We start from the raw sequence: 16,749 nt of genomic DNA, 5'->3' as shown, positions 1-16,749 counted from the left end.
ACCGTAAGGAGAAGGTACCTCCCTCCCGCAAAAAAGCTCCAACCTTTGCCTTCACGGCTCAGATTGGAGTCCCTGTTCCTATACACGTCTACACGTGCAAATCTCGTTTGTTATAACCCACATACGTAAGGATAAGCGATCCCACCAGGATCAGCGCCGTCAGCCCGATAAATCGTCCATCAAGCCCTCCGCTATACATCACATGCTTCGCATCGAAATACTTGAATGGCGTCAAATATTTCATCCAATCGATATTCCCGCTAATATCGATCGCTATCGATAGAATGAACGTGAATAACAGAATGGCCGTTGAGATCGAGACCGCCCGTTTCGGATACCGACTCACTCCGGCTATGGCTAGACCAATCCCGAGGAACAACAATTGAAGCAAGAACATTCCGACCATCAGCAGCATGATGTCTTGATTCACCGATTCCCCATGGCTGTATGGGTTCACGAGGAGAATGGAGCTCCCCAGCATCACGAGATTGAATATAACGAGCTGCGTCAGAGCAGCTAGGAGCTTAAACGTCAGCATCTGGCTGCGGGAGATCGGCCTCACGAGCAGGAACTCAGCTGTCTTATCCCGTTCTTCCTTGGAGAGGATATTCGCACCGAGCATCACGGCATGGATGGTCGCCATTAAGAGTAGGTAAATGAAAATCGCCCCATAATAACCACTTGCCTTCGATAAATCAAACGTCCCGACACCCATGACGGCCTGCAGCGATTTCGGCATATCCGCCATCAATTCATTCATTGACGCACCTGAACCGGACATCGACAATCCCGCATATTTGCTCATACTCGCACCGACCATGGCAACAATCCCGATACACCATAGAATGAGCGACTTGCGATGCGCCTTCATTTCTCGAATCCAGAGATTCATGATTATAGCCTCCCTTTATCCATACGCAAGCTTACAGCATCGCCTGCAGCCTTAGACGGCATGGATATCTCTCTTTCGATACACGACATAACTAATGACGATGGCTGCCATAACAATCCCAAGCCCAAGCCAGAGGAATGGCCCCTCATAGCTAGCATGCTGCATGATGTAAGCCGGGTCGAAATATTTAAAAGGCGTGAAATACCGAATCGCCCCGTCCCCTGTCGTCGCACCGAGCATGCCGATGATAAAAAACGCGAATACCGTGCCAAGGGAGATCGGCAATACGGATTTGATCTTGAGCACCAGGACCGAGACGAAGAATCCTAACGCCATGAATATCAATTGGATAAAAAATAACGTCACGGAGATCATCATCAGCTTCGATATCTCGAAATCACCATTCTTCACAGCCAATACCATGATCGTCGACGCAGCGAGATAGATAACATTCGTAATCAGGAGCGAGATGAGAGCTGCGAGCAGCTTGGAGGTCACGATTTGGGTCCGGGTTACCGGCTTCGTTAACAGGAAATCCGCCGTCTTCTCCCGCAACTCCTTCGACAAGATCGAAGTGCCTAAATTCATCGCCTGAATGGCGCCGCAGAGTGAGATGTACATGAATACATAAGCATAGAATCCGAGAATCGAGGTAATCGTCTCGATCTGTACGCCAACGGCCTTCAGTACCGCTTCCGGCATGGTCTGCAGCAGCGATTTGAACTGATCTGCATCCCTTGCGAAGGTCGGGAACATCGATAAGAGAAGCACGACCATCGCAACGAGCGCACACGTCCATAGGATGGTCGATTTGCGATAAGCCTTGAGTTCATGCAAGACCATATTCATGGATTAGTCCTCCTTCTCATAGTAGTGCATGAAGATCTCTTCCAGATCCGGTTCCTCCACCAGGATGTTCGCCAGATCAATGGCAGCAATTTTACTCATCATCGCATTCACATTGCCTCTGTAGAGGAATGAAACGGTCGTTCCTTCAACCTTCAGCTCGTTCACACCGTTTAACTGGAAGTAGTCTGGACTGACAGGCGCCTTTGTCTCCAGCTTGAACCGTTTATAGTTATTCTCCTGCAGCGTGCTGATCTTCTCGAGCTGAATCAACTTACCTTCTTTGATGATCGCAACACGATCACATAGGCGCTGTACCTCGCTCAGGATATGCGATGAGAACAGAATCGTCGCCCCTCGTTTATTCTCGGCTTCGAGCAGATCGAAGAATCGCTGCTGCATCAACGGGTCGAGCCCGCTCGTAGGTTCATCGAGGATGATCAGCTTCGGCTCATGCAGCAGTCCCTGGACAATACCGACCTTCTTCTTGTTCCCGAGAGATAGATCATCGATTTTCTTGTTCAGATCCAGATCCATAATGCCTGCAAGTTCAGCGATACGCTTCCGGCAATCCTTCTTGTAGAAGCTCGCAGAGTATTGCAGCAGATCCTTCACCTTCATGTTGTCGTAATAGAAGACTTCCGAGGGCAAATAGCCAATCTCCTTCTTTATCTCAGGGCCGTACTGAATGCAATCCTTGCCGAAGATCTTTGCGTTCCCGCTCGTCGGATAGATCAGCCCGAGCAGTGTCCGAATGGTCGTTGATTTGCCCGCCCCGTTCGGCCCGATGAATCCGAAGATTTCACCTTGCTCGACTTGAAAGCTCAAATTCGTAATTCCTCTAGCGCTTCCGTAGGTTTTCGTCAGGTTATTGACTTCAATGACATGCATCCTGAACACTCCTTTTCCACCCTCAATTTATTTGTAAAAAGCTTGCTTCAGCACTTCCATATACTTATCCAGTTCCGAGACCAGCTCATTCATCTCGACTTCCGTAAAAGGCGATGCCTTAATGCGATCCTGCTGGCGTGCTCCGAATCCTTCGAGCGTCCAGAATATAATGTTGAGTGTGCGCTCAACGTCCGTGCCCTCTTTGAACTTCGTCGTATCGATATGACTGAACATCACGTTGAATCCCGTGGACATGAGGTCATGATTGCGCTGCTTCAAATCGTCTTTAATCTCCGCTGCATCCTCCACATAGGCGACGCGGAGGAAATCGAATAGATCCGGATGCCTGGTTATGAGGTCCAGCTTCAACATCGCGGCCTGACGCCACTTCACGAATAAATCCCGCTCCTCCGCATCCAGCTTCGCGAGGAACTCTTCCATCATCAACTCTACCGCACGGTCGAACAGGAAGAGGAACATCTCCTTCTTGTTCTTGAAATAATGGAATAAGATCCCCTTCGATATTTCAGCATCCTTCACGATTTCATTCGTTGAGGCCTTCTCATATCCTTTCTGTGCGAATTCCTTCATCGCAGCATTCATAATTCGCTCTTGTTTATCGGGGTTCAGATTAAGAAATTTTGCAACCATAAATAAAAACCTCCTGCATTGTTGACCACCGTGGTCAATTCCGATTATATTCCTGTTGACCGATGTGGTCAATACTTATTTTGCAAAATTTCCAGTTCGATTATCCATGTATCTTGCTTGCTCGGATTCCACTTTTCCCGGGCAATAAATAACCCCACAAAGTGGGGACTCGGCTTCGTAGCTGAATCAGGTACTTTGCGGGGGGCACCAAATTAAAAAAGCTCCAACCCCCCGCCAAAAGCGAAAGGTTGGAGCGATATAATTACAATTTAATTATACGTAGATCAGTAGAACTTGGTTCGTCTGCTCACGGTTACGGCCAACCGAGAAGATCGCGATTGGGATACCTGTCAGCTCGGATACACGATTCACATAGTTGCGAGTCGTCTCAGGCAAATCTGCAAGCGTCTTCGCCGAAGTAATATCTTCCGACCAACCTGGCATTTCTTCATATACCGCTTCACACTCTGCGAGCATGTTCAGGCTTGCAGGGTAATGCGTAATGATCTCACCACGGAATTTGTATCCTGTGCAGATCTTAACCGTCTCAAGACCTGTTAATACGTCAAGCGAGTTCAAGGACAAACCTGTGATCCCACTTACACGACGCGCGTGACGGACGACAACACTGTCGAACCAGCCTACACGGCGTGGACGGCCCGTAACTGTACCGTACTCATGTCCTGCTTCACGAATCGCATCACCAATTTCATTGTTCAATTCCGTTGGGAATGGGCCATCGCCTACACGCGTTGTATACGCTTTGGCAACCCCGATAACTTGTTGAATCTTCGAAGGACCTACGCCAGAACCGATACATACGCCGCCCGCAGATGGGTTCGACGATGTAACGAAAGGATACGTACCTTGGTCGATATCCAGCATGACGCCTTGTGCACCTTCGAACAATACTCTCTTGTCCGCATCAATCGCATCGTTCAATATAACCGAAGTATCCGTTACGTACTTACGAATGAATTCTGCATATTCTAAGTATTCTTTGAGGATTTCGTCCGCGTTCAGTGGTTCTGCGCCATATACTTGTTGAATCAATTGATTCTTCTCTTGTACCATATGACGAAGTTTCAGCTCGAACTCAGCTGCGTCCATTAAATCTGCAATACGGATTCCGTTACGCGCCGCTTTGTCCATGTAAGCTGGGCCAATCCCTTTGCGCGTCGTACCGATTTTGTTCGGACCTTTACGATCTTCTTCTAATGCATCAAGGACCATATGATATGGCAAGATGACATGTGCACGATCGCTAATACGTAGGTTATCTGTTGTAAATCCATTTTCATGGATATAGTTGATTTCTTCGATCAAAGCCTTCGGATTGACGACCATGCCGTTTCCGATCACACAAATTTTATCCGTATAGAATACACCGGATGGAATTAAGCTCAATTTATATTTTTTATTATCGATTAGAATAGTGTGCCCTGCATTGTTACCACCTTGGTAGCGTGCAACGACTTCAGCACTCTCTGCTAAATAATCCGTAATTTTACCTTTACCTTCGTCTCCCCATTGGGTTCCGACAACAACAACTGTTGACAAGACTTATTCCCCCGTTTCGGGTGTTCATACACCAAGTTTGTACCGCTTTACGCGGCATGTTAAGTTTAGCAGTGTTACCTAGCAAAGTCAACAAAATACGAACAATGTCAAAACAAATAAGACGAATGTTCGGGAATAACCCGACATTCGTCTAAGCGCTACCTGGCATTGGATCATGATGCGTTCGTTCATAATTGACGAACTTATTGAAGTTCTTCAAGAAGACAAGCTCGACGGTCCCTACGGGGCCATTACGCTGTTTCGCAATAATGATCTCAATGATATTCTTTTTCTCTGAATCCTGATTATAATAATCGTCACGGTATAAGAACGCGACGATATCGGCATCCTGCTCGATCGAACCCGATTCCCGAAGGTCAGACATCATCGGCCGTTTATCTTGCCGCTGCTCAACGCCACGACTTAACTGGGACAAGGCAATGACCGGTACTTCAAGTTCACGGGCAATCATCTTCAGTGTTCTGGAAATTTCGGATACTTCCTGCTGACGGTTCTCGCCAGCCTTGCCTCGGCCATGAATCAACTGCAAATAGTCGATCATAATCATGCCTAATCCATGTTCTTTCTTCAACCGGCGGCATTTCGCACGAATATCAGCGACTGTAATGCCAGGCGTATCATCAATGAAGATGTTCGCTTCTGCGAGTGCTCCAATTGCCATCGTGAGCTTCTCCCAATCATCATTCTCCAAATTCCCTGTCCGCATACGCGTCGCATCGACATTGGATTCGGCACAGACAATCCGCTGTACGAGCTGTGCGGCGGACATCTCGAGACTGAAGATCGCGACGGTCTCTTTGGCCCGAACACCGACGTTCTGCGCTACATTCAGTGCGAAGGCCGTCTTCCCGACGGAAGGACGGGCAGCAACGATGATCAGGTCATTCCGTTGGAAGCCTGCCGTCATTTTATCAAGATCCGTGAACCCCGATGGAATCCCTGTCGTACCGCCTTTATTTATGCTCAGGTTCTCGACGTTCTCGAATACCTCCATGAGGACATCCTTGATCGCGATAAACCCGCTTCCCGACCTGCGGTTCGATATTTCTAATATTTTACGCTCCGCATCGCTTAACAAATCGCTGACTTCGTCGCCAGAAGCGTATCCGTCATTCACAATTTGCGTCGCGGTCCGAATCAGACGGCGGAGCATCGATTTCTCTTCAATAATCTGTGCATAGTAGTCGACATTCGCTGCCGTCGGTACCGCATTCGCCAGCTTCATGAGATACGTTACATTCCCAATATCCTCAAGCTGCTGTTTATCCTGCAATTTCGCAGTCAGCGTAATCAGGTCGACCGGCTGATTCTCCTCACCCAGCTGAATCATCGACTCAAATATGAATTGGTGCCGCGGATCATAGAAATCCTCTTCCCGCACCCGCTCCATGACGGTAATCAGAGCTTCTGGTTGGAGGAGAATCGCGCCAAGCACGGCTTGCTCTGCTTCGAGGTTCTGCGGCTGAAGACGATTGAAATTCAGATTCAGATCCTCGCTCATATTATTCCTCCACGATTTGAATTTTTACCTGTGTCTTCACTTCTGGATGCAATTTAATCGTGACGTGCATCGTTCCAAGTGAACGAATCGGATCGTTCAATTCAATTTTTCGTTTATCCACTTTAAATTTCATTTTCTCAAGCGCTTCAGCAATTTGTTTGCTCGTAATGGCACCGAATAGACGGCCACCTTCGCCGGACTTCGCTTTGATAACAACTGCAGTCTCCTCTAGTGTCTTCCCTAGCGCTTCTGCGTCAGCCTTCTCTTGTGCTTTACGCTTCTGTTCCGACAGGTTCTGCTGCTCAAGCGTCTTCACATTCCCCTCCGTCGCCAAACGTGCCAACCCTCTTGGTAGAAGGAAATTTTGTGCGTATCCTTCTGAAATCTCTTTAACCTCGCCTTTTTTACCTTGACCCTTAACATCTTTCAAGAATATAACTTTCATTCGAATAACCCCTCTTCCGCATCAATTTCAGCTAATACCCGCTTCAACTTCGCTTCGGCTTCTGATAGTGTTCCGTCCAATTGCGCTGCGGCATTCGTTAGATGCCCGCCGCCTCCGAGCCGTTCCATCACCACTTGCACATTCATTTGACCGAGGGAACGAGCGCTTATTCCAATATGACCGTCCGGTCGTTCACTAATGACAAAAGAAGCTAGCACATCGTTCATTGTTAACAGCGTATCAGCAACTTGTGCAATACTCAACTGAGAAAATTTACGTTCTGGTTCTGTAACCGCTACAGCGATATGTCCGTACAGCATTTGCGTGAGGCGCATAACCTCCGCTTTTGCGATATATTCCTTGAGATTTTCTTTTAACATATTCTGAATCATAATCGTATCTGCGCCATTACGCCGCAAGAATCCCGCCGCCTCGAACGTTCTTGAGCCCGTCCGCATCGAGAAGTTCTTCGTATCCACCGTAATCCCCGCAAGAAGCACTGTCGCCTCAAGCGGTTGAAAAATAATCCGATCATGAATATATTGCAGCAGCTCGGTCACAAGCTCACAGGTCGAGGACGCATAAGGCTCCATATAGATCAGTACGGCATCCTGCAGGAACTCTTCCCCACGCCGGTGATGGTCGATCACAACGACGCGATTCGTCAGCTGCAATAACCGCGGCTCCTTCACCATCGAAGCTTTGTGCGTATCCACGACGATAGCGAGTGTATTCGCGGTCATCTTCTGCACAGCTTGTTCTGGGGTAATAAATTGCTCCCAGAGCGCATCATTCTGCTTAATATAACTGATCATACGATCAATGGATGGATTCACACCCTCAAGCACGATGTACGCTTCGACATTGAGTGCTTGGGCTGCTTTCAGTAACCCGATCGCTGCACCGACGGAATCCATATCCGGCATCCGGTGGCCCATAATAATGACTTTATCGCTCGCCTGCATGAAATCGCGAAGCGCATGCGCAATGACGCGAACACGGACCCGTGTCCGCTTCTCGACCGCATTCGATTTACCGCCATAGAATGATAGCCGCTGCCCTTCACGGACAGCCACCTGGTCACCACCGCGACCCAGTGCAATATCCAAGCTGGATTGTGCCAGCTGGCCAAGCTCAATAATATTATCAATCCCCGCTGCAATCCCGATGCTAAGCGTGAGCGGCAGCTTATTATCCACCGTGAGCTCACGAACCTCATCGAGAATAACGAAACGAGTCATCTCTATTTCCTTGAGCATCTCATGATCCAATAGAATCAAATACCGATCAGATGTGAGCCGTTTCATATAAATCTGATGATCATGTGCCCATTCCGTAATATGATTCGTTACGCGAGATAGCAGTGCTGCGCGTTGTTGATCATCTAACCCCTGCGTCAGCTCATCTAGATTATCGAGCATCACGATGCCGATAACGAGCTTCTCTGCTTCATAACTACGGCGAAGCGTTACATAATCCGTTACGTCTTGGAAGTAGATCAGGCGCTCCTCTTGCTTCGGTACAGTAAGAAAAATTCGATCTCCAATCGCAACCTCGCTCTGAACGATCCGCTCTTTATCCTTTTCCTTCTGCATCTGCAGACCGGGCACCAATTCCTTCAAGGAGACACCAATGAGCGTCTCTCGTCCTAACATCTGGAGCATATACGGGTTATGCCATTCCACATGTTTTTCTTCGTCATAGAGCACGACGCCAAAAGGCAGCTCATTGATGACGTCATTACCTGTCCGCTTCACGCGGTACGTTAAAGTAGCAATATACTCATTCATGTCTTTCCGGAAGTTCTTCTCCGCACGCCATGCCAAGATCACAAGGATCACTATCAATACAAGACCTGCTACACCGAGCACCCAGTTATGCCATGCGAGCGCAACAATCATGACCATCATGACGATGAATGCCCACACCATATGATAACCGTGCCACCGCTGAAAAAAATATTTAGGCATCCATTCCTCACCCTACATTTTAGGTTTTACCAAACTTTGACGAATTGGAAACGCGATATCCAATAAGCCGATAATCCGAAGCGGCGGGAAAATGAAGAGCGGAATCACGAACAGAATAGGCAGAATGCGATTCCATTTTTTAATATGCGCTACGAAGAAGAAGAAACATACCGTTTGGACCATAAACGCGATTTTTAATAAAGGCAATAAGTTAACCAAGACAACCGTTACGAAAGATGTGTCCGTATCGGCAATGAACATATCTGCGAGCACCGCAATGAAATAGTACCAAATAAGCGATCTCGGCAGCATCCATTCGTGGAGTGGCTTGAATTTCGAAGCTTCGACTCCCTGTCTATTTAGAATACGCTGACTTATGGTATGCGTGACTGCGGCGATCAGGAGCGAGCTGAAGATCAGCGCGAATGGAACCATTTGCGTCATCATCGCAACCAGATCATCCGTCATCTTAGGCGTCCAGCCAACAGGCATGAGATTGGCAGTTTGCAGCGGCTCGAGACTTGCCCGGACCGTCTCCCCAAGATATAGGTTGAAGTCAAAGCCAAGGATCGTGTTCATGACGAACAACATAATGATCGATTCCGCCAGTACGGTGATCGTACCACCGATGAAGACAGCCATCGCTGAGGCTTTACGGCGATACAGACGGCCCATAACCACGGCGGGTATTGTAAAATAAATGGCGAACAAAATCGCAGCAGAGCCGAAGGTTCCCATGGCCAGAAATGCAACCAGGTACACACAGAGCATATGCAGGATAAATGCTCGTACACTTGTTGTCGCATAGAGCACAACAATCGGTATAGCGATAAAGCTAATCGTTACAATTTGGAACGGGGTAAATAGCGACAAGATCAGTAGTAGAGCGAGGACGCTCCACAATGCCGAAGACCAGCGCATTTTCAATGTGTTCACCTCTTACGTAAATGTTCTTCGAGCGCGGAGATGTCTTGATACCAGTCTTCAAGCTGATGCCCTTCTTGCTTATGTTTCTTAAGTTTCTCAAGAATGCTGTCATCTAATTCCTTATAGGGCACACCGAGTCGGCGGCCTAGAATATAGCTGCTCACGATTAAGCTGGACAGACTGTCAACGACACGTGTTGTACTGCCTTCCCACAAAGATTTAAACAGTCGTGAAACGTGATCGAGCACTTCTGTCTTCAGCCATTCAATCACTTTGGCTCGCTTGGCCAAATCCATTTCTTTCTGCATCTTTGTCACCCACACTCTCTCCATGAATAAAAACGCTTTACTCTCGATTATATCATAAAAAAGACTGCATTGTCCCGTTGGTGCCGTAGACCCTGCAGTCGCTTGAACCTTGTACATCCGATACAATTTCAACTTGTTATTATACCTTATTCGCGAAAACCTTCTTCTCGCAATAGCCGATAATCTCCGAGCGACGTACAATCCCAATGAACTTGTTCATGTCATCTACGACGGGCACAAAGTTCTGCACCTTCGCGAGACTAATCAAGTCCTCCATATTTGAATCAATGCGCACAGGCTTGTTCGCGCCTCGAAGTGGAATATCCTTCAAGACTACTTTGGATGCCGTCTCGAAGGTCGTCTTACCGGATGAGTTCTTCATGAACCAGAGCAAATCGCCTTCCGTACACGTACCAACATACTCTCCATCCTCTGTAAGAACCGGTACCGAAGTATACCGGTGATATTCCATTCGTTCTAATGCTTGCCGCAAGGTACTTTCTTGTGTCAGACAGACAACCTCATTTTTCGGCAACAAGAAAAAAGCAATATTCATGTTTCCCCATAACCTCCTGTTTCTTGACCGTGCAGCGTATCTAATTAATTCTCTTTGGCTGGCACCATCAATTGATCCGTTTTCGTGTCCGGATCCATCCAATTATCGATCAGACCGTGAATATACGCTAAGTCCTTCTCATCTGGAATATAGTACCATATATGATTCGCTTTGCGTCCGCCTTCTCCCTTTAATGTATAACTATATATTTCACGATGATCGGCCGTGAATACGTCCTTCGCCAGATCAATAATTTTCTTCGGTTCAATATCTGTTGTAAAATTATCACCCATAATTGAAATAAGTTCAGGGACCTTCGTAATTTGGTTCAGTTGAGTCATTCGATTCATAATTGCATTGACGAACACCATATTGCGCTCGCTTCGATTGATATGATCATCTTCCCGGTAGCGTACATAGTATAGTGCTTCCTGACCCGAATAGATCGGTTTGCCGCCTTTGACCGTAAATTTCTCATGCTCAGCGCCTTTATTCACGATATCCTTCGTAATCGGAAGCTCCACGCCGCCTAGTGCATCGACAACGTCAATGAATCCTTGGAAATTAATCGTTGCATAATGATCGACGGGCTCATCCACGAGCTTAGCAACCGAATCGATGATCATCTTCTTCCCGCCGAACGCGTAGGCATGGTTAATCTTATCTTCCTTATCTTTGCCCACGATTTCAGCATACGTATCCCGCGGGATCGATACCATCAATATCTTATCATCCTTAGGTCTTGCCACGGTGTAGATGATTGTGTCCGATCGTCCGACTTCCTTACCGCGCTGATCAATCCCGAGCAGCAACGTGGAGAACGGGTCGCCTGCCGGCGTAATTTTATTCTCGATCGGTTTGCCTTCAATCGGCTCATAAGAACCCTCTAGCTTCTTTTCCACTTGTCCTGACAGGAATAAATCGAATCCGAGCAGCATGAGCTGTTTGCGGAATAGGAATCCTCCAATCAATACGAGCGCGACAAGGGAGATCGCAATATAACGTTTTTTCATGTTTAATTTCTTCATCAATATTTTCCTTTGTCTACAAGATGATGTGATGTGGTTATTGTGCCTTACCCAGTGGTTCAATTATTTGCGGTGATTTATGGGCACAATCTTCGGACACGCATCTCCTTTCCGGCTGCAGTTCACCCACGCCTACCTCCATGGTACAACAAAAAGAGAACCATTCGCAAAAAAACCAAATAACACCAGTTAAGTGCACGACTTATCGTTTAACGTATAATAACTCCGATTTGTTTCAAATAGGCCGCTTTGACCGCGCTAACATAGCTCTCAATTTCCGCATAGGGTGCAGCTTGGGCATAATACTCAATCCCCCAGTAGCCATCATAGCCATGGTTGAATAAGAGCTGCATCCGCTCTTCAATTTGATGGGGGTGCACAAATTTCGGATCCAAATGAACGTGATGCACCCATGGGGCAATCAGCGAGTCACCTGCATCTACATCGCTATCCCACCTCCCCATATGAAGCAAGAAGCCATAGCCGGGATGATCCACTGCTTGCGCGAGCTTCACCATCCATTTCGGCATCCGTGAAGGACCGCTATGATTCTCGGGTCCAATCCGATAGCCACCGTCATAGGCACGCTGCGCAAGTTCCTGGAACCGCTTGGTCGTATAATCGAACTGTTCCTCGGTCATATCTGTTGATCCGAAGCCGCCTGTATCAATGCGTACCGTCTGAGCTCCTAAATATTCAGCAACATCGAGATGCGCAAGCGCATTTTGATAGAGCAGCTCCCGCTTCTCTGGGTTCGGATCCCAAATATGCGCCCCATCGATCGCCAGACTCGGCACAGTCATTGAGCGCTCTGCGAGTGCAAGCTTAATTTTGCGTATGTAATCCACTTCCCGAAGCTTACAGATTTCTTCACTTCGATCCACGAAATATCCGTTCCAGAGCCCCGCCGCGTCGACCCGATATCGATATTTCAAGCTCTCCAAATAACCAAAGACGTCTATCATTTCTTGCTGTAATAAATGGAAGAACGAAAATCCTTCAACTGATATTTTCATTTCACAGCCTCCATCATCAACAATAGTTAACGTTATGAATCCGATCGGAATGTACTTCAATTTCAATCCTATTGTAACTTAACCTCTCCATGACTTCCATGCCAAAATACCCCCGAAAACATTTCAAAAAAGCCGCCATTCCAAAATCGGAACAGCGGCTATCATCTTCCGTTATTCTTCAATTCCGTAGAACTGATCAAGGTGCTGCTTAATAACTTCCTTAACCTTAACTAGACATGTATCTCTGTCCGCAGATGCAACCCGTTGGTTATCCACCATGACATAAGATTTCGCCTTACATAAGCTGCACATATTCAAGCAATCGGTCCGCATGATGGCAACCTCGGGAAATTCATCTTCCAGGTCCTCCAGCGGTAGAGCGGCCATTGCATTACTCTCACAGACTTCGACGACAATGAGTCCGAGCCCCATCCTTCGCACCTGCTTTCTACCCTGAAATTATATAAAAAGCCTGCTGAGAATCATCTCAGACAGGCTTTGTTCACAGATCTTACTCTGTAGTGTATGGCAACAATGCGATTTGACGGGAACGTTTCACCGCGATTGTGAGCAAGCGTTGGTATTTCGCGCTTGTACCAGTTACACGACGTGGAAGAATTTTTCCGCGCTCACTGATGAATTTGCGAAGCAAATCCGTATCTTTATAATCAATGTGAGTAATTTTGTTAACTGTGAAGAAGCAAACTTTGCGACGTTTGTTGCGACCGCCACGGCGTCCGCCGAATTTCTTCTCGCCACGCTCTTCATTGTTATCTCTTTGCTTGAAGCTCATTCGTTGTCAGTCCTTTCCAATTAAAATGGCAAATCATCATCCGATATATCGATCGGTTTTCCGTCATCCGAAAAAGGATCCTGGTTGTTGCTGCGCGATGTATTCCGGTTGCTTCCTTGACTGCTTCCGCCGCCAAATCCGCCACCGCCGAAACCACCTGAGCCTTGAGCCTCTTCGCGAGATCCGCCGCCTTCACGATTTCCAGACTCCAAGAAACGAACATTATCAGCAATAACTTCCGTCACGTATACACGTTTACCTTCGTTATTGTCATAATTACGAACTTGGATACGACCTTCTACCGCGGTTAAGCGACCTTTACGCAAGTAATTTGCGCAAGTCTCTGCAAGTTGTCTCCACGTAACGACTGGAATGAAATCCGCCTCACGTTCGCCGCCTTGGTTCGAGAACGGACGATCTACCGCAATGGTGAATTGAGTCACTGCAACACCAGCTGGCGTGTAGCGCAATTCAGGGTCACGGGTAAGTCGACCGATAAGAATAACACGGTTTAACATCCAATCCTCTCCTTCAACGTTCAATTACAAAAGCTTGTCTCAATTAAGCAACATCTTGAGTGATCAGGTAACGAATAACTTCATCAGAAATTTTCATCACACGCTCAAGTTCCGCAACAACAGCTGGTTCAGCTGTGAAGTTAACTAGGACATAGTGTCCATCACGGAACTTCTTGATCTCATACGCAAGACGGCGTTTACCGAGCACATCGTGCTTTGTAATCTCTCCCCCACCGTTGGAGACGATGCCTTGGAATTTCTCGACTGCTGCTTGAACAACTTCTTGCTCAATATCAGTACGAATAATGTACATCACTTCATATTTGCGCATATTTTTCACCTCCTCTTGGACTTAGCGGCCCTCAATTCAAGTTGAGAGCAAGGGGCACGAGTCAAACTCGCACCCAAATAGTGTAACAAATTAAGCCGCGACCTGCAAGTACCGGTTTGTGGTAGCTTCAAGGGAACAATTCTCCATTCATGATCGGCATCGCTTTGACTCACAATAATGTGGAACGCACTTATCCCTTAAGGAGGTGGCCTGAATGGGCGAGAAAACAGAATACGAACCCGGCGATAAAGCGCCGAATAACGGCTTGTACATGGAGGTTGGTGAAGCCAGCTTCCATACAGAAATCCAGAACCCGCAGATTATTGAGCTCAAACGCGGTGACACATTCCCAGAGACGACGAACAAAGACCGCAAATGGAAGAAGAAACACCACGCAATGGTGCACTAAACAACACGGGCCGAAAAATGATAAAAGATTGTGTGCATAATCTTCTCCGATTCGGTCCATAATACTGTTGTCGGTACAAGCGAGGTGTGGTTCCATTGAACAATTCAGTCGAACATGAACACGAAGGAAGCCTTTGATTACTCAGCATAGAAAGCGAGTGGATGTGCTAAAGACTACCGTCTGCAACACATGTAACAGCTAAAATGATGATGTGTATCTTATGATTTCTTATGCTACTAAACGTACCGACAGCCAGAAAAAGGACCCGCAAGGGTCCTTTTTGGTGTCCATAAATAAATCTAAAAATCGAATGTATAATAATCGGGCCATTGTCCATAATAACTCTTGTCGGTGCAAGCGAGGTGTGGTTCCATTGAACAATTCAGTTGAACATGAACACGAAGAAGGATATCTTTAGTTACTCAGCATAGAAAGCGAGTGGATGTGCCGCAGGCTACCGTCTGTAACACCTTAGAGATGCATTGCGTAACAGCAATCCGTCGAACAAGCTAACCATGATGATGTAGGACAAGAATTCCAACTAACTGACCACCGATACCAACAAAGGACCCCTAAAAAGGTCCTTTTTGGTTTCTAATGAACTAATTTTAGTGCGTCGGGCCCTTCATGGACTGCTTCTCCACATGAACGCGGCGAATGAAGAACGCTAAGATAAGACCTACAACGGCAATAATTAATCCGAATACGAACGAATTCTGTACCCCTACGGTCATCCCTTTCACCATTTCCAACGGATCATTAGGGTTCGCAGAAGTCTTTAAGTAACCGCTAGTCCCATGCGACAAGATACTGACAGCCACGGCTGTCCCAATCGCTCCAGCAACCTGCTGTAATGTATTCATGACCGCTGTTCCATCCGGATACATCGATGGCGGTAGTTGATTGAGTCCATTCGTCTGCGCTGGCATGAATACCATTGAGATACCAATGAAGAGACAAGAGTGAAGCACAATAATGAGTGCAATCGCGGATGTCGTCGTCATGCCTGTGAAGAACCACAAGCAGACACCTGCAATGATTAACCCTGGAATAACCAACCACTTCGGGCCGTATTTATCGAATAGCGAGCCCATGAGCGGCGACATCAGTCCATTGAGAATACCTCCCGGCAGTAGGACCAGTCCCGCTGTGAATGCGGACAATCCCATTCCTTTCTGCATATAGTACGGAAGAATCAGCACCGTGGAGAGAATAATCATCATGCATACTAATACCATCAACGTGCCGATCACAAACATGGGATATTTGAACACCCGCAAGTCCATCATCGGTTGCTTCATCTTAAGCTGACGAGCTGAGAATAGCGCGAGCGCTGCAATCCCAAGACCTATGGTTATGAGCACGACGGGATTGGTCCACCCTTCTTCACCCGCTTTACTGAAGCCGAATACGATACCACCAAATCCAATACTCGATAGAATAATGGAGAGAATATCAATTTTAGGACGCGTAACTGTCGATACATTCTGCAAATACACGATACCGAACAAGAGTCCAATCACAAGAAACGGCAATGAAATCCAGAAGATCCAATTCCATGTCAAATGCTCAATAACGAGTCCTGCAGCCGTCGGTCCCACCGCTGGCGCGAACATAATAACGAGGCCAATAACCCCCATCGCAGCCCCACGCTTTGCAGGCGGGAAAATAACCAATATCGTGTTGAACATCAGCGGCAGCAATAAAGCTGTTCCTACGGCCTGAAGCACACGTGCAATTAATAACACTTCAAAACTGCCCGCAAGCGCCGCTACCAGCGTCCCTGCGATCGAGAACGACAGCGACGCGATAAATAACTGCCTTGTCGTGAACCATTGGAGTAATAAGCCCGATACCGGTACGAGAATGCCGAGCGTTAACAGAAACCCTGTCGTGAGCCATTGGGCGGTTGCAGGTGTAATTTGGAGAATCTCCATCAACTGACTAAGCGCGATGTTCAGCGCCGTCTCACTGAACATACCGATGAATCCACTGATCAAGAGTGAGATCATAATTGGCATGACTTTATACGATTGTTCTTCCTTTTGCGTTGTTGCATGTACAGCAGCTTCCATTTCTATCCCCA

The 16,749-nt window shown here is 47.2% G+C and carries 19 protein-coding genes; 1 reads left to right on the top strand and 18 read right to left on the bottom strand.

The window, feature by feature from the left end:
• Positions 1-88: 88 nt before the first annotated feature.
• From C558_RS0100250 to rpsF, 17 genes are all read right to left on the bottom strand, one after another.
• On the bottom strand, positions 89-892 hold the full coding sequence (locus C558_RS0100250; protein WP_018754190.1) for an ABC transporter permease subunit: 804 nt from the start codon (positions 890-892) through the stop codon (positions 89-91).
• Between the two features lie 51 nt (positions 893-943).
• Positions 944-1,741, bottom strand: coding sequence for an ABC transporter permease subunit (locus tag C558_RS0100245; protein ID WP_018754189.1), 798 nt, complete (start codon positions 1,739-1,741; stop codon positions 944-946).
• A gap of 3 nt (positions 1,742-1,744) precedes the next feature.
• A complete protein-coding gene (locus C558_RS0100240) occupies positions 1,745-2,629 on the bottom strand; it encodes an ABC transporter ATP-binding protein (RefSeq protein WP_018754188.1) in 885 nt (294 codons plus the stop codon).
• A gap of 27 nt (positions 2,630-2,656) precedes the next feature.
• Positions 2,657-3,280, bottom strand: a complete 624-nt coding sequence (locus C558_RS0100235; RefSeq protein ID WP_018754187.1) for a TetR/AcrR family transcriptional regulator — start codon at positions 3,278-3,280, stop codon at positions 2,657-2,659.
• 273 nt (positions 3,281-3,553) lie between these two features.
• Entirely contained in the window at positions 3,554-4,840 is a 1,287-nt protein-coding gene (locus C558_RS0100230; RefSeq protein WP_018754186.1) for an adenylosuccinate synthase, read from the bottom strand.
• Positions 4,841-4,991: 151 nt separating this feature from the next.
• Entirely contained in the window at positions 4,992-6,362 is a 1,371-nt protein-coding gene (gene dnaB, locus C558_RS0100225) for a replicative DNA helicase (RefSeq protein WP_018754185.1), read from the bottom strand.
• A gap of 1 nt (position 6,363) precedes the next feature.
• Entirely contained in the window at positions 6,364-6,807 is a 444-nt protein-coding gene (rplI, locus tag C558_RS0100220) for a 50S ribosomal protein L9 (RefSeq protein WP_018754184.1), read from the bottom strand.
• Complete coding sequence (locus C558_RS0100215) at positions 6,804-8,777, bottom strand: DHH family phosphoesterase (RefSeq protein ID WP_018754183.1); 1,974 nt, start codon at positions 8,775-8,777, stop codon at positions 6,804-6,806. The genes rplI and C558_RS0100215 overlap by 4 nt, the downstream gene beginning before the upstream one ends.
• Positions 8,778-8,789: 12 nt before the next feature.
• A complete protein-coding gene (locus C558_RS0100210; protein WP_245583720.1) occupies positions 8,790-9,698 on the bottom strand; it encodes a DUF2232 domain-containing protein in 909 nt (302 codons plus the stop codon).
• 11 nt (positions 9,699-9,709) lie between these two features.
• On the bottom strand, positions 9,710-10,012 hold the full coding sequence (locus tag C558_RS0100205; RefSeq protein ID WP_026263646.1) for a MazG-like family protein: 303 nt from the start codon (positions 10,010-10,012) through the stop codon (positions 9,710-9,712).
• Positions 10,013-10,151: 139 nt separating this feature from the next.
• Positions 10,152-10,568 carry a CBS domain-containing protein gene (locus tag C558_RS0100200; RefSeq protein WP_018754180.1) on the bottom strand — a complete coding sequence of 139 codons (417 nt, stop codon included), beginning with the start codon at positions 10,566-10,568 and terminating at the stop codon, positions 10,152-10,154.
• A gap of 44 nt (positions 10,569-10,612) precedes the next feature.
• Positions 10,613-11,581, bottom strand: a complete 969-nt coding sequence (locus C558_RS0100195) for an LCP family protein (RefSeq protein ID WP_040674186.1) — start codon at positions 11,579-11,581, stop codon at positions 10,613-10,615.
• Between the two features lie 224 nt (positions 11,582-11,805).
• On the bottom strand, positions 11,806-12,612 hold the full coding sequence (locus C558_RS0100190; RefSeq protein ID WP_018754178.1) for a sugar phosphate isomerase/epimerase family protein: 807 nt from the start codon (positions 12,610-12,612) through the stop codon (positions 11,806-11,808).
• A gap of 171 nt (positions 12,613-12,783) precedes the next feature.
• Positions 12,784-13,044, bottom strand: coding sequence for a DUF1450 domain-containing protein (locus C558_RS0100185; protein ID WP_018754177.1), 261 nt, complete (start codon positions 13,042-13,044; stop codon positions 12,784-12,786).
• A 79-nt stretch (positions 13,045-13,123) separates the two neighbouring features.
• Positions 13,124-13,405 carry a 30S ribosomal protein S18 gene (rpsR, locus tag C558_RS0100180; RefSeq protein WP_018754176.1) on the bottom strand — a complete coding sequence of 94 codons (282 nt, stop codon included), beginning with the start codon at positions 13,403-13,405 and terminating at the stop codon, positions 13,124-13,126.
• 20 nt (positions 13,406-13,425) lie between these two features.
• Positions 13,426-13,923 carry a single-stranded DNA-binding protein gene (ssb, locus tag C558_RS0100175; RefSeq protein ID WP_018754175.1) on the bottom strand — a complete coding sequence of 166 codons (498 nt, stop codon included), beginning with the start codon at positions 13,921-13,923 and terminating at the stop codon, positions 13,426-13,428.
• Between the two features lie 43 nt (positions 13,924-13,966).
• Positions 13,967-14,254, bottom strand: a complete 288-nt coding sequence (gene rpsF / locus C558_RS0100170) for a 30S ribosomal protein S6 (RefSeq protein ID WP_018754174.1) — start codon at positions 14,252-14,254, stop codon at positions 13,967-13,969.
• Positions 14,255-14,468: 214 nt separating this feature from the next.
• On the opposite strand from rpsF, the gene C558_RS0100165 reads away from it, so the two are divergent.
• Positions 14,469-14,663 carry a YjzC family protein gene (locus C558_RS0100165; protein WP_018754173.1) on the top strand — a complete coding sequence of 65 codons (195 nt, stop codon included), beginning with the start codon at positions 14,469-14,471 and terminating at the stop codon, positions 14,661-14,663.
• 608 nt (positions 14,664-15,271) lie between these two features.
• Here the strand turns inward: C558_RS0100165 and C558_RS0100160 are convergent.
• A complete protein-coding gene (locus C558_RS0100160; protein ID WP_018754172.1) occupies positions 15,272-16,738 on the bottom strand; it encodes a DHA2 family efflux MFS transporter permease subunit in 1,467 nt (488 codons plus the stop codon).
• Between the last annotated feature and the right edge of the window lie 11 nt (positions 16,739-16,749).

This window comes from Paenibacillus terrigena DSM 21567 (assembly GCF_000374845.1).
GTDB classification, from domain to species: Bacteria; Bacillota; Bacilli; order Paenibacillales; family Paenibacillaceae; genus Paenibacillus_K; species Paenibacillus_K terrigena.
This window is presented reverse-complemented; position numbering and strand designations above follow the sequence as displayed.

Excerpts from the sequence above, each read along its gene's own strand:
- C558_RS0100250 (WP_018754190.1), bottom strand. The coding sequence starts at position 892 with ATGAATCTCTGGATTCGAGAAATGAAGGCGCATCGCAAGTCGCTCATT.
- C558_RS0100245 (WP_018754189.1), bottom strand. The coding sequence starts at position 1,741 with ATGAATATGGTCTTGCATGAACTCAAGGCTTATCGCAAATCGACCATC.
- C558_RS0100240 (WP_018754188.1), bottom strand. The coding sequence starts at position 2,629 with ATGCATGTCATTGAAGTCAATAACCTGACGAAAACCTACGGAAGCGCT.
- C558_RS0100235 (WP_018754187.1), bottom strand. The coding sequence starts at position 3,280 with ATGGTTGCAAAATTTCTTAATCTGAACCCCGATAAACAAGAGCGAATT.
- dnaB (WP_018754185.1), bottom strand. The coding sequence starts at position 6,362 with ATGAGCGAGGATCTGAATCTGAATTTCAATCGTCTTCAGCCGCAGAAC.
- rplI (WP_018754184.1), bottom strand. The coding sequence starts at position 6,807 with ATGAAAGTTATATTCTTGAAAGATGTTAAGGGTCAAGGTAAAAAAGGC.
- C558_RS0100215 (WP_018754183.1), bottom strand. The coding sequence starts at position 8,777 with ATGCCTAAATATTTTTTTCAGCGGTGGCACGGTTATCATATGGTGTGG.
- C558_RS0100210 (WP_245583720.1), bottom strand. The coding sequence starts at position 9,698 with ATGCGCTGGTCTTCGGCATTGTGGAGCGTCCTCGCTCTACTACTGATC.
- C558_RS0100205 (WP_026263646.1), bottom strand. The coding sequence starts at position 10,012 with ATGCAGAAAGAAATGGATTTGGCCAAGCGAGCCAAAGTGATTGAATGG.
- C558_RS0100200 (WP_018754180.1), bottom strand. The coding sequence starts at position 10,568 with ATGAATATTGCTTTTTTCTTGTTGCCGAAAAATGAGGTTGTCTGTCTG.
- C558_RS0100195 (WP_040674186.1), bottom strand. The coding sequence starts at position 11,581 with ATGAAAAAACGTTATATTGCGATCTCCCTTGTCGCGCTCGTATTGATT.
- C558_RS0100190 (WP_018754178.1), bottom strand. The coding sequence starts at position 12,612 with ATGAAAATATCAGTTGAAGGATTTTCGTTCTTCCATTTATTACAGCAA.
- C558_RS0100185 (WP_018754177.1), bottom strand. The coding sequence starts at position 13,044 with ATGGGGCTCGGACTCATTGTCGTCGAAGTCTGTGAGAGTAATGCAATG.
- rpsR (WP_018754176.1), bottom strand. The coding sequence starts at position 13,405 with ATGAGCTTCAAGCAAAGAGATAACAATGAAGAGCGTGGCGAGAAGAAA.
- ssb (WP_018754175.1), bottom strand. The coding sequence starts at position 13,923 with ATGTTAAACCGTGTTATTCTTATCGGTCGACTTACCCGTGACCCTGAA.
- rpsF (WP_018754174.1), bottom strand. The coding sequence starts at position 14,254 with ATGCGCAAATATGAAGTGATGTACATTATTCGTACTGATATTGAGCAA.
- C558_RS0100165 (WP_018754173.1), top strand. The coding sequence starts at position 14,469 with ATGGGCGAGAAAACAGAATACGAACCCGGCGATAAAGCGCCGAATAAC.
- C558_RS0100160 (WP_018754172.1), bottom strand. The coding sequence starts at position 16,738 with ATGGAAGCTGCTGTACATGCAACAACGCAAAAGGAAGAACAATCGTAT.